Raw genomic sequence first — 13882 nt, forward strand, 5'->3', positions numbered from 1 at the left:
ATCAAGAACACCGTCCTCTCGAGAGGGACCTGCTCATCAGTTGACTCCTCGATGGTTACCCCGATTATATCTTTACTACTCAAGAACTGCTTCTGCGGCGGCTTCTGTTTCAATCCAACAGCATTCCGCATACTGAACGGCCAGTTCACTCTGTTCGCTGAGTGTCGAAAATCACCCCGAGTACACCGACGATGAGTATAACGACACCGGCCAGTATGATCAAGAGATTCCCGTTCTCGACGCCGAATCCGATAACGAATACACCGACCATCGCCGAGATCACCCCCCCAGCGTGGCGGACAACCGAGTACTCCTCTTCTGAGTCAGGGGTACCATCGCCGTCAGTATCGGTCGTCCCTTCTTCAGAGTCGGGGACGCCGTCACCGTCAGTGTCAGTGTCTTTGTGGTCGGAGGTGCCGTCACCATCAGTGTCGGTCGTGCGCGCTCCACGAATTGCGGCCCCGGTAACTGCGATGATCGAAAGGAATACCCCAGCCCAGTACAGCGGATTAGCCGAACCGATACCGACGGCAGAGATTGCCAGGGACAGCGCTGCGATCAAAATACCCACTACAGCGAGCCGACTTCCCCATCGGAGGCCATCGGTAAGGGTGTCGGAGCGCTCACTCATCTGTCTCACCTCCGATGTCGTCGTTTTTTATCCCGAGGAGTTGTCTCAACATACCTCGGTGCCAGGTCTGATACACGACGAGCGACAGGCCCACGATCGGTATGAGGAGCCACCAGTACCAACAGATGATGAAGGAGCCATAACTGATTCCGAACAGTTCACACTCCTCTCGATCGTCGTTCTCACCGGGATCCGTCGTCCCCGCCTCGCTCCCGTCACTCTCATCATCACCAGCGCCGGCATCGCCTTCGTCGGGGTCAAGATAGTTGGGTGTGCCGTCACCGTCGACATCACCGGTACCTTCCTCGGCGTCGGGGATGCCGTCGCCGTCCGAGTCGGAGTCCTTGTAGTTGGGCGTGCCGTCACCGTCGGTGTCGGTCGTGCCTTCTTCGGCGTCGGGGATGCCGTCGCCGTCTGTGTCGGTGTCCTCGTCGTTGGGCGTGCCGTCGCCGTCGAAGTCACCGTCACCTTCCTCTGAGTCGGGGACGCCATCGCCGTCGGCGTCACCGTCACTGCCATCGTCCCCATCATCACCGTCACTGACATCGTCTGCCGGATTGACCGTGATATTCACCGTCGCCGTGGCGCTGTCGCCGTCATCATCGGTCACCGTGTAGGTGAAGCTGTCACTGCCGTTGTAGCCGGCGTTCGGCGTGTAGTCGAAGGTGCCGTCGCCACTCATGTTCACGGTGCCGTGGACCGGCTCGTCACCGGCCGCGACGCTGTAGGTCACCGGCGCGTCACCCAGGCCGGGGTCGTTGCCGGACACGTCGTCACTGAGCGTGGCGTCCTCGTCAATCGTGAAGCTGTCGTCGGCGGGCGCCGGCGAGTCGTCCGCCGTGACAATGCCGTTGACGGTGCCGCCGTTGCCGTCGGAGACGACGTAGTCGAAGCTGACCGGCCCGTTGTAATCGGCATCCGGGGTGAAGGTCACCTCGCCGGTGTCCGAGACGTTCACCGTGCCGTTGGGCACGGCGATGGTCTGGGCGATACCCGGGGTCAGCGGGGTGCCGGCGATCGACTCGACCGAGAGCGTGTCGCCGTCGGGATCGATGTCGTTATCCAGGAGATCGATCGGCCCAGAGGTGCTGTCCTCGGCGGTGGTGAAGCTGTCGTCATTGGCCACCGGCGGGTCGTTCCCATCGTCACCGTCACTGCTGTCTTCGCTGTCGTTGCTGTCATCTCCGCCGTCACCGCCGTCGTCTCCGCTATCGCTGTCATCTCCGTCTCCACTGTCGTTTCCGCTATCATCTCCGTCGTCGCTGTCCGTATCGGGGTCGAGATAGTTCGGGATGCCGTCACCGTCGGCGTCATCAGTCCCCTCGTCCGCATCAGCGATGCCGTCGCCGTCTGAATCCGTATCCAAGTAGTTCGGCGTCCCATCACCGTCCACGTCGTCGGCCCCCTCCGTGGCGTCGGGGATGCCGTCACCGTCGCTATCTCTGTCGAACGCGTTCGACGTGCTGTCGTCGTCAGCATCATCGGTACCCTCCGCCCTGTCTGGAATCCCGTCGCCGTCTGAATCAGTATCCCGGTAGTTCGACACCTCGTCGCCGTCCGTGTCCGTCGTTCCCTCCGTGCTGTCGGGAATCCCGTCCCCGTCGGCATCGGTGTCGCGGTAGTTCGGCGTCCCGTCGCTGTCTGTGTCCGCCGTCCCCTCGGTGCTGTCGGGAATTCCGTCGTCGTCGCTGTCAGTGTCGAGGGCGTCGACGGTTCCGTCGCCGTCGGTATCGACCGTATCACCGCCGTCGGTCTCGATACGATCGTCGATACCGTCACCGTCCGAATCGGCGCTGTTCGGGTCGGTACCCAGAGCCCGTTCCTCGTCGTTGTCCAGGCCGTCGTCGTCGCTATCGCCGTCCGGGCCGTCCTCGTCGTCAGGGTCGAGATAGTTGGGCGTCCCGTCGCCGTCGGCGTCACCGGTCCCCTCCTCTCTGTCTGGCGTCCCGTCGCCGTCGGCGTCCGTATCCAGATAGTTCGACGTGCTATCTCCGTCGATATCGGCAGTGCCTTCGGTGCCATCGGGGATGCCGTCGCCGTCGGAATCGTCGTCCAGATAGTTCGCCGTCCCGTCGCTGTCGGCGTCGTCGGTCCCTTCCGTGCTGTCGGGGATGCCGTCGCCGTCGGCGTCAGTGTCGCGGTAGTTCGGCGTGCCATCTCCGTCGGCGTCACTGGTTCCCTCGGTGCTGTCGGGGATGCCGTCACTATCGCTATCGCTGTCCAGCGCGTCGATGGTTCCATCCCCGTCGGTATCGACCGAGTCGCCGCCGTCGGTCTCGATGAAGTCGTTGATTCCATCGCTGTCAGAGTCGGCACTGGTCGGGTCCGTGCCGAGTGAGTCCTCCTGACTGTCCGGCACCCCGTCGTCGTCGCTATCAGTATCGAGATAGTTCGGCGTCCCGTCGCCGTCGGCGTCGCCGGTTCCCTCGGTACTGTCGGGGATGCTGTCACCGTCCGCGTCAGTGTCGCGGTAGTTCGGCGTCCTGTCGCTGTCGGCGTCGTCGGTTCCCTCGGTACTGTCGGGGATGCCGTCGCCATCACTGTCTGAATCGAGGTAGTTCGGCGTCCCGTCGCTGTCAGCGTCTCCGACACCCTCTGTACTGTCGGGGATGCTGTCACCATCGCTATCGGTATCCAGGTAGTCGGCGACACCGTCGCCGTCGGAGTCGGTCGCTCCTTCGGTAGTATCGGTGATTCCGTCGGCGTCGCTGTCGGTGTCCCGGTAGTTTGGCGTGCCGTCGCCGTCTCTGTCTTCTGTGCCTTCCGTGCCATCATCGATGCCATCATCATCGGCGTCGGTGTCGAGCGCGTCGATGGTGCCGTCGCCGTCAGTGTCGACAGGGCTCCCCTCGTCGGTCTCGATGAAGTCGTTGATTCCGTCTCCGTCCGAGTCAGCACTGTCGGGATCGGTTCCCAGTGCTGCTTCTTCGGTATTGCTCAGCCCATCGTCGTCGCTGTCACCGTCCGGACCATCGTCGTCGTCGGGGTCAAGATAGTTCGGGGTACCATCGCCGTCGTCATCTTCAGTTCCCTCCTCGGAGTCGGAGATCCCGTCACCATCGCTGTCTGTATCGAGGTAGTTCGACGTGCTGTCGCCATCGACATCTCCAGTGCCCTCTGTACTGTCTGGAATCCCGTCTCCGTCGCTGTCCGTGTCCAGGTAGTTCGGTGTTCCGTCACCATCGGCATCTGTGGCTCCTTCAGTCCCGTCTAGGATTCCGTCGTCGTCGCTGTCGGTATCCAGATAGTTCGGCGTGCCGTCACCGTCGACATCATCGGTCCCCTCGGTGCTGTCGGGGATGCCGTCGCCATCACTGTCTGAATCGAGATAGTCTGGGACACCGTCACCGTCAGAGTCAGTCGTACCCTCGGTACTGTCGGGGATACCATCACTGTCCGAATCGGTGTCACGGTAGTTCGGTGTCCCGTCGCCATCAGTGTCGGTCGTTCCTTCAGCACTGTCTGAGATGCCGTCGTCGTCAGAGTCCGTATCGAGGGCGTCGATGTCGCCGTCTTCGTCGGTGTCCACGGCAGTTCCTCCATCAGTCTCGACGGAGTCATCGATTCCGTCGTCATCGGAGTCGCTATCGGTGGGATCTGTTCCGAGCGTCTCTTCTTCGTTATTCGTCAGACCGTCACCGTCTGTGTCACCCGTTGGACCGTCCTCATCGTTCGCGTCGAGATAGTTCGGGGTACCATCGCCGTCGTCATCTTCAGTTCCCTCCTCGGAGTCGGAGATCCCGTCACCATCGCTGTCTGTATCGAGGTAGTTCGGCGTCCCGTCACCGTCGACATCGCCGGCCCCTTCCGTAGAATCGAGGATACCGTCTCCGTCTGAGTCGTCGTCGCGATAGTTCGCCGTCCCATCGCCGTCCTCGTCTCCGGTTCCTTCCGTGCTGTCGGAAATCCCGTCGTCGTCGGAATCCGTGTCGCGGGCGTCGATCTGCCCGTCACCGTCAGTGTCGGTGTTGCTGGCAGCGCCTTCCGTATCGTCGTCGATACCGTCGCCGTCCGTGTCGACATCGTTCGGGTCCGTCTCATCACTATCGAGCGCGCCGTCGCCGTTCTCGTCCTCGTTGCTGTCGGTGATCCCGTCACCGTCATTGTCGTCATCGAGATAGTTCGGCGTCCCGTCACCGTCAGTGTCTGTCGTTCCCTCTGTGGACGAGCCATCGTCCAACTGGCCGTCACCGGCCTGGTCGGTCGGGTCGTCACTGTCGATGTCACGGTAGTTCGCGGTCCCGTTGCCGTCGGCATCGCCAGTGCCCTCTGTCGAGTCATCGATGCCGTCGCCATCGGAGTCGTCGTCCTGTGCGTCGATTGTGCCGTCGCCGTCCGTATCGACTGCTTCGCCGGGGCCAGTCCCGTCGACGCGAGTCGTCTCGATATCGTCGTCGATGCCGTCGCCGTCCGTGTCGACGGCGTAGGGGTCGGTCTCACCGGCGTCGACGGATCCGTTCCCGTTGCTGTCCTCCTCACCGTCTGGGATGCCGTCCCCATCTGAATCGGTATCTCGATAGTTCGGGACGCCGTCGCCGTCGGTATCGGTCGTCCCTTCGATGCTGTCGGGGATGCCGTCGTTATCGGAGTCAGTATCCCGCGCGTCGATGGTGCCGTCACCGTCGGTGTCAGTCTCGCTGTCGGCGCCCTCAGTGCTGTCCGAGAGCCCGTCGCCATCGGTATCGGCGAGATTCGGATCGCTCTCGCCGGTATCGAGACTGCCGTCGCCGTTCTCATCCTCCTCGGTGTCGAGAATGCCGTCACCGTCGTTGTCGTCGTCGAGATAGTTCGGCGTCCCGTCACCGTCAGTGTCTGTCGTTCCCTCTGTGGACGAGCCGTCGTCGAGCGAACCGTCGCCGACCTGGTCGGTCGGGTCGTCGCTGTCGCCGTCGCGGTAGTTCGCAGTTCCATCACCGTCGGCATCGCCAGCACCCTCCGTACTGTCGGGGATGTCGTCGTCGTCGGAGTCAGTATCCCGCGCGTCGATGGTGCCGTCACTGTCGGTGTCAGTTTCGCTGTCGGCTCCCTCGACGCTGTCCGAGAGTCCGTCGCCGTCGGTGTCGGGGTCGTTCGGGTCTGTCTCACCGGTGTCGAGTGAGCCGTCGCCGTTCTCGTCTTCCTCACCGTCTAAGATACCGTCACCGTCGTTGTCGTCGTCGAGGTAGTTCGGCGTCCCGTCGCCGTCGGCGTCGCCGGTTCCCTCGGTCGCTGAGCTGTCGTCCAGCTGGCCGTCACCGTCGTAAGTGCTGTCACTGGCATCGTCGCTGTCACCATCACGGTAGTTCGGGACGCCGTCGCCGTCGGAGTCCGTCGCCTGGCCGTCGCCGGCAGTTAGATCCTCGGTACTGTCGTCGATACCGTCGTCGTCGGAGTCGGTATCGAGGTAATCGGGGGTACTGTCGCCGTCGGTGTCGGTCGGGGAATCGCCGATCGCTCCGGTGTCGTCCTCGACATCGTCCTCGATTCCGTCCCCGTCACTGTCCATATCCTGGAAGTCTGGTGTACCGTCGTTGTCAGTGTCAGTGGCGTCACCGTCGTTTGCGGTCTGGTCCTCGATGCTGTCGGCGATACCGTCGCCGTCCGAATCGGCATCGCGGTAGTCCGGCGTGCCGTCGTCATCCGTGTCAGTCGCGCTACCGTCGTCGGCGGTCAGGTCTTCAGTACTGTCCTCGACACCGTCATCGTCGGAGTCGGTGTCTCGGGCGTCGATGGTGCCGTCGCCGTCCGTGTCGGTTTCGCTGTCGGCTCCTTCCGTGCTGTCGGAGAGCCCGTCGCCGTCGGTGTCTGGATCGTTCGGGTCTGTTTCACCGACGTCGAGCGTGCCGTCGCCGTTCTCGTCTTCATCGGTGTCCAGAATACCGTCACCATCATTGTCGCCGTCGAGATAGTTCGCGGTGCCATCGCCGTCCGTGTCGGTGGTTCCCTCGGTGGCCGACCCGTCGTCCAGCTGGCCGTCACCGGCTTGGTCGGTCGGATCGTCGCTATCCCGGTCCCGGTAGTTGGCGGTTCCGTCACCGTCGGCATCGCCAGCGCCCTCCGTGCTGTCGTCGATGCCGTCGTTATCAGAGTCAGTGTCCCGGGCGTCGATTGTGTCGTCGCCGTCCGTATCGACCGGTTCGCCGGGACCAGTCCCGTCGACCCGCGTCGTCTCGATGTTGTCGTCGATACCGTCACTGTCTGTGTCGGCGAGGGTCGGGTCAGTCTCTCCCGGGTCGAGCACACCGTTGGCGTTCGTGTCCTCGTCGGCGTCCGGAATGCCATCGCCGTCTGAATCCGTGCTCTGGAAGTCGGGCCTCCCGTCACCGTCACTGTCCGTGGCCTGACCGTTGCCCACCGTGTTGTCGTCGTCCTCAGCATCGTCCGGGATACCATCGCCGTCCGAGTCGCCGTCGCGGTAGTCGGGTGTCCCGTCGCCGTCGGTGTCCGTCGCCGGACCATCGTCGTCGGTCAGGTCCTCCGTATCGTCGCCGATACGATCGTTGTCGGAGTCGGTGTCAAGATAGTCCGGTGTGTTGTCGCCGTCGGTGTCTGTCGGGGAATCGCCGATAGCCGCCGTGTCGTCCTCGATGTCGTCCGTGATGCCGTCGTTGTCGCTGTCGGTATCCTGGAAGTCGGGTGTACCGTCGTTGTCAGTGTCGGTCGCGTCGTTGTCGTTGGCAGTCTGGTCCTCGATGCTGTCGGCGATGCCGTCGCCGTCCGAATCGGCATCGCGGTAGTCCGGCGTGCCGTCGTCGTCGGTATCAGTCGCCTCGCCGTCGTCGGCGGTCAGGTCCTCGACGCTGTCTTCGACACCGTCGTCGTCGGAGTCGGTGTCCCGCGCATCGATATCTCCGGTGCCGTCGGTGTTGGTCTCGCTGTCGGCACCCTCGACGCTGTCCGAGAGCCCGTCCCCGTCGGTATCGGGGTCGTTCGGGTCCGTTTCGCCGGTATCGAGGCTGCCGTCCCCATTCTCGTCCTCGTCACCGTCCAGGATACCATCCCCATCGTTGTCAGAATCGATGAAGTTCGGTGTCCCGTCGCTGTCAGTATCGGTCGTCCCTTCAGTCGCTGAACCGTCGTCGAGCGAGCCGTCACCGTCGAACGTACTGTCACTGGCATCGTCGCTGTCGCCGTCGCGGTAGTTCGGGACGCCGTCGCCGTCGGAATCCGTCGCCTCTCCATCGTCGGCGGTCAGGTCTTCAGTACTGTCGTCGATGCCGTCGTCGTCGGAGTCGGTGTCTTGGGCGTCGATGGTGCCGTCGCCGTCCGTGTCGGTTTCGCTGTCGGCTCCTTCGGTGCTGTCGGTGAGCCCGTCGCCGTCGGTGTCGGCGTCGTTCGGATCGGTCTCGCCAGCGTCGAGTGACCCATTGCCGTTCTCGTCTTCATCGGTGTCCAGAATGCCGTCACCATCATTGTCGTCGTCGAGATAGTTCGCGGTGTCATCGCCGTCCGTGTCAGTCGTCCCTTCGGTCGCCGAGCCGTCGTCGAGCTCGCCATCACCGTCGAAAGTACTGTCACTGGCATCGTCGCTGTCACCGTCACGGTAGTTCGGGACGCCGTCCCCGTCCGGGTCACCGTCTCCCTCGATGCTGTCGTCGATGCCGTCGTCGTCGGAGTCGCCATCTTGTGCGTCGATGGTGCCGTCACCGTCGGTGTCCGTATCGCTGGTAGCACCCTCGGTGCTGTCGGAGAGGCCGTCCCCATCTGTGTCGGGGTTGTACGGATCGGTCTCGCCGGCATCGAGCACGCCGTCGCCGTTCTCGTCCTCGTCGGTGTCCGGGATACCGTCGTTGTCGCTGTCCTCATCCAGGTAGTCCGGCGTGCCGTCGCCATCGGTGTCGTCGGACCCTTCGATACTGTCGGGGATGCCGTCATTATCCGAATCGTCATCGCGGTAGTCTGGAGTGTTGTCGCCGTCGGTGTCGGTTGCCTGCCCATCGTCGGCGGTCTGGTCTTCGGTGTCGTCGGGGATGCCGTCGTCGTCGGAGTCGGTGTCCCGCGCGTCGATGGTGCCGTCACCGTCGGTGTCGGTCTCGCTGTCGGCTCCTTCCGTGCTGTCCGAGAGTCCGTCGCCGTCGGTGTCTGGGTCGTACGGATCCGTCTCGCCGGCGTCCAGCACACCGTCTCCATCCTCGTCCTCGTTGGTGTCGAGGATGCCGTCGTCGTCCGAGTCAGTATCCCGGTAGTTCGGGATACCATCACTGTCTGGATCGTTTGTTCCCTCGATGCTGTCGTCAATGCCATCGTCGTCGGAGTCGGTGTCCCGAGCGTCTATGGTATCGTCGCCGTCGGTGTCGGTCTCGCTGTCGGCTCCTTCCGTGCTGTCCGAGAGCCCGTCGTCGTCCGTGTCGGCGTCGTTCGGATCGGTCTCGCCAGCGTCGAGTGACCCATTGCCGTTCTCGTCCTCGTCGCCGTCGGGGATGCCGTCGCCATCGTTGTCGTCGTCGAGGTAGTTCGGCGTCCCATCGCCGTCCGTGTCGGTCGTCCCCTCCGTCGCTGACCCGTCGTCCAGTTGGCCGTCACCGCTCTGGTCGTCTGCGTCGTCGCTGTCGCCGTCACGGTAGTTCGCAGTCCCGTCACCGTCCGCGTCGCCCGCTCCTTCGGTGCTGTCTGAGATGCCGTCGCCGTCCGAATCAGCATCGAGCGCGTCGATGGTGCTGTCCCCGTCAGTGTTGACGGCCTCACCGGGCCCCGTGCCACTGACAGTCGTTGTCTCGATTCCGTCGTCGATACCGTCGCCGTCGGTGTCGGCATCGTTCACACCGGTTCCAAGCGATAATTCATTGCCGTCGGTGACGCCGTCGCCGTCGTTGTCCGAATCGAGGTAGTTGGCCGTCCCGTCGCCGTCGGTATCGGTCGTCCCCTCCTCGGCAGAGCCGTCATCGAGAGAGCCATCACCAGCTTGGTCGTTCGGGTCGTCGCTGTCCCGATCCCGGTAGTTCGCGGTGCCGTCACCGTCCGCATCGCCCGCGCCCTCTGTCGAGTCATCGATGCCGTCGCCATCTGAGTCCGAGTCAAGGGCGTCTATAGTCCCGTCACCGTCCGTGTCGACAGATTCGCCGGGACCGGTTCCGTCGACGCGAGTCGTCTCGGTCCCGTCGTCGATACCGTCTCCGTCCGTGTCGCTGTCCGTTCGGTCGGTCGCAGACGATGCCTCGGTGCTATCACTCACACCGTCGCCGTCGGAGTCGGTATCGAGGAAGTCGGCGGTCCCGTCGCCGTCCGTGTCGACCGTCCCCTCGGTGCTGTCCGGGACGCCGTCTCCGTCTGCATCGTCGTCCCTGAAATTCAGTGTGCCGTCCCCGTCCTTGTCGCCACCTCCCTCGTCGGCGTCGGGGACACCATCGTCGTCAGAATCGTCGTCCAGCGCGTCTATGGTGCCGTCGCCGTCGGTGTCGGTCTCGCTGCCGGCACCTTCGGCCCCGTCGTCGATGCCGTCACCGTCAGAGTCCTCGTCGAACGGGTCGGTCCCGATGGTGTCCTCGTCAGCGTCAGTGATCCCATCGCCGTCGGAATCAGTGTCGAGGTAGTTCGGTGTCCCGTCGTTGTCAAGGTCATCGTCCCCCTCGACGTCGTCGTCGAAGCCGTCGCCGTCAGAGTCCGTGTCCCGGTAGTTCGGGATACCGTCGCCGTCCTCGTCACCGTCGGTCTCCTCGCTGTCCGGACTCACCTCGGGCAGGCCGGGGGAGTCACTGTCCGTGTCGAGGGCGTCGATGGTCCCGTCGCCGTCGGTGTCGATGGCCTGACCGGGATTCGTCCCGTCGTTGTCCGACGTCTCGGTCCCGTCGTCGATACCGTCGCCGTCCGAGTCGCTGTTCAGGAAGTCGGTGCCGAGCGTCTGTTCGGTCGCGTCGTCAACACCGTCGCCGTCGGCATCGATGTCGAGGAAATTCGGATTCCCATCCCCGTCTGTATCGGCGTCCGTCTCCTCGCGGTCGCTGATCCCGTCACCGTCCGAGTCCCGGTCCAGGTAGTTCACCAACTCGTCCGTGTCGGCGTCATCATCGGTCTCGGTGCTGTCAGGGATGCTGTCGCCATCAGCGTCCGTGTCGCGGTAGTTCGGAACTCCGTCGTTGTCGGCGTCCTTGTCGAGGTATCCCGGTGGGTTCGAGACGGCCAGGTTCGTTTCGCTTTCGGCCCTATCGGAGATCCCGTCGCCGTCGCTGTCAGTGTCCAGATAGTCGTCCGTCCCGTCACTGTCCGTGTCGACCGACCGTCCACCGTCGGACTCGGCTAGGTCGGCGATGCCATCACCGTCGGCGTCCTCGTCACGGTAGTTCGCCGTTCCATCGCCGTCGGGGTCTCCAGTCCCTTCCGTGCTGTCCGAGATTCGGTCGTCGTCGCTGTCGGTATCGAGCGCGTCGATGGTCCCGTCGCCATCGGTGTCGACTGCTTCACCGGGTCCTGTGCCGTCTGGGCGCGTCGTTTCGACGTCGTCGGTGATACCGTCGCCATCCGAGTCCTCGTCGTACGGGTCGGTTCCGAGAGCTGATTCGGTGCTATCCAGAATCCCGTCGCCGTCCGAGTCGTCATCCCGGTAGTTCGGCGTCCCGTCGCTGTCGAGATCGTTCGATCCTTCGGTCCCGTCTCCAATGCCGTCACCGTCCGTATCGCTGTCGAGGTAATCGGGCCTGCCGTCTCCATCCTGGTCGCCGGTTCCCTCCGTGCTGTCGGGAATCCCACCACCGTCGGCGTCGGTGTCGAGGAAGTTCGGCGTGCCGTCGCCATCGGCATCGCTCGCAGTTTCGGCACTGTCGTCGATGCCGTCACCGTCCGAATCGAGGTCGAGGAAGTTCGGTGTGCTGTCGCCGTCTCTGTCGGACTCGCCTTCGACCTCGTCGTCAATGCCGTCACCGTCCGAATCGGGGTCAAAGTAATTTGGCGTCCCGTCGTTGTCTTCGTCGTCCGTTCCCTCGACGTCGTCGTCGATCCTGTCGCCGTCGTTATCGATATCGGCGTTGTTCCCGGTTCCGTCGCCGTCGGCGTCGTCGCTGCCCTCCGTGCTGTCGGGAATACCGTTGCCGTCGGCGTCGGTATCGAGGTAGTTCGGATCCCCGTTGCCGTCGGCGTCACCGAATCCATCGACGAGGTTCGGGATGCCATCGTTGTCGTCGTCGCCGTTGGGATCAAACCCACCCCCAACCTGGCTGTCGGGGTCGAGGTAGTTCGGCGTCCCGTCGCCGTCGTCGTCACCGGTCCCTTCGTTGAGATCGTACGCGCCGTCGTCGTCGCTGTCGGCATCAAGGTAGTTCGGGATGCCGTCCCCATCAGAGTCGCTTTGCCCCTCAGTCGTGTCCGGGATGCCGTCTGCGTCGCTGTCCGTGTCGAGGAAGTTCGGAACCCCGTCGTCGTCGGTGTCCTTGTCGCTGTTACCGGCACCTGGGTCGTTGGTGTACTCGTCAACATCGTCGATACCGTCGCCGTCGCTGTCGGTATCGAGGAAGTTCGCATCCCCATCACCGTCGGCGTCTGCTGCTCCTTCAATACGGTCCGGGATGTTGTCACCGTCGGCGTCCTCGTCACGGTAGTTCTCCGTTCCGTCCCCGTCGGCATCGCCGCTTCCCTCCGTGCTGTCAGCGATCCCGTCGCCATCGCTGTCGGTGTCGCGCGCGTCGATAGTCCCGTCACCGTCCGTGTCGACACTGTTTCCGTCGTTCGTCTCGACAGCGTCCGAAATCCCGTCGCCATCGGAGTCGCTATCCGTTCGATCCGTGCCTAGATTCGACTCCACATTATCGGACAGTCCGTCACCGTCACTGTCGGTGTCCAGCGCGTCGATGGTCCCGTCACCGTCCGTGTCGACGGCCGTTCCGTCGGGTGCCTCCGTCCCGTCACTGACGCCGTCTCCGTCAGTGTCGCTATCCTGGGTATCGGTTCCAAGTGAATCCTCTTCGCTGTTCGTCAGTCCGTCACCGTCGGGGTCGCCGTCCGGCCCGTCTTGGTCGTCGGTGTCGAGGTAGTCCGGAACCCCGTCGCCGTCGTTGTCCCCGTCGCTATCCCTGCTGTCCGGGACACCGTTTCCGTCGCTGTCGGTGTCGAGGTAATTCGGCGTCCCATCGCCGTCGGCGTCACCAGTCCCCTCGTCGCCGTCGTTCCGGAAGTCGCCATCGCTGTCGAGGTCCGCGTAGTTCGGCGTGCCGTCGCCGTCAGGATCGCCAGTTCCCTCCACCAAGTCGTCGATGCCATCGCCGTCCGCGTCGGTGCTCAGGTAGTTCGGCGTGCCGTCACCGTCCGTGTCGCCGGTCCCCTCCGTACTGTCCAAGATCCCGTCACCGTCGGCATCCTCGTCCCTGAAGTTCGGCGTGTCGTCACCATCCGGGTCCCCCGTTCCCTCTTCACTATCGGGAATACCATCTCCGTCGCTGTCGGTATCTTTCGCGTCAATCGAGCCGTCGCCATCCGTATCGACGCTGTTCCCGCCGTTTGTCTCGACAAAGTCGTCGATCCCGTCACCGTCGGTGTCGGACTTCTCAGGAGACGTGCCAAGCGTTCGCTCCTGGCTGTTCGTAACCCCGTCACCGTCGATGTCTCCGTCCGGGCCGTCTTCGTCTTTCGAGTCCCGGTAGTTCGGTGTCCCGTCGCCGTCGTTATCGGCGGTTCCCTCGGTCACGTCGTCCGTGCCATCGCCATCGCTGTCGGCATCGAGCGCGTCGATGGTCCCGTCACCGTCGGTGTCAACCGCCTCTCCCGGTCCAGCGCCGTCCGCACGTGTCGTTTCGGCGGTGTCAGTGATACCGTCGCCGTCGGAGTCTGCATCACGTGGGTCCGTCCCGAGAGAGACTTCATCAGTGTCACTGATTTCGTCACCGTCGGAATCGTCATCGCGGTAGTTCGCCGTTCCGTCACCATCGGCATCTGCCGCCCCCTCTGTACTGTCGGTGATTCCGTCCCCGTCGCTGTCAGTGTCAAGCGCATCGATAGTCCCATCGCCGTCGGTATCGACTGCTTCACCTTGTCCAGTCCCGTCCGTCCGTGTTGTCTCTATGTCGTCGGTGAGGCCGTCACCGTCGGTATCGGAATCGTTCGGATCAGTGCCGAGGGTGTTCTCTGTCGCGTCAGTCAGTCCGTCGCCGTCACTGTCAGTAGCTGCGACGGAAGTCTCAACTGCCGCACCCGAGAGGGCCGCAAAAGAGAAAAGGAATATTAGAATAGTTATAGATATATATTGACCGTCCAGCGAGATATTCATTCTCAGGGCACTGTCTAGTTTAGCACCTCTTCGGCTGGCGTGCGTCCATCGAGCGCCTGGTGCGGCCGCTGATGGTTGTAGTA

At 63.5% G+C, this 13882-nt stretch carries 2 protein-coding genes; both read right to left on the bottom strand.

Annotated features, from left to right (window positions below; genetic code table 11):
- Positions 1–145: 145 nt before the first annotated feature.
- Complete coding sequence (locus SM754_RS11140; RefSeq protein ID WP_323676301.1) at positions 146–631, bottom strand: thrombospondin type 3 repeat-containing protein; 486 nt, start codon at positions 629–631, stop codon at positions 146–148.
- Positions 624–13799, bottom strand: coding sequence for a hypothetical protein (locus tag SM754_RS11145; RefSeq protein WP_323676302.1), 13176 nt, complete (start codon positions 13797–13799; stop codon positions 624–626). Before SM754_RS11145 ends, SM754_RS11140 begins: the two co-directional genes overlap by 8 nt.
- Positions 13800–13882 lie beyond the last annotated feature (83 nt).

It is taken from the genome of Halorubellus amylolyticus, assembly GCF_034808145.1.
In the GTDB taxonomy this organism is placed as follows: domain Archaea; phylum Halobacteriota; class Halobacteria; order Halobacteriales; family Natrialbaceae; genus Halorubellus.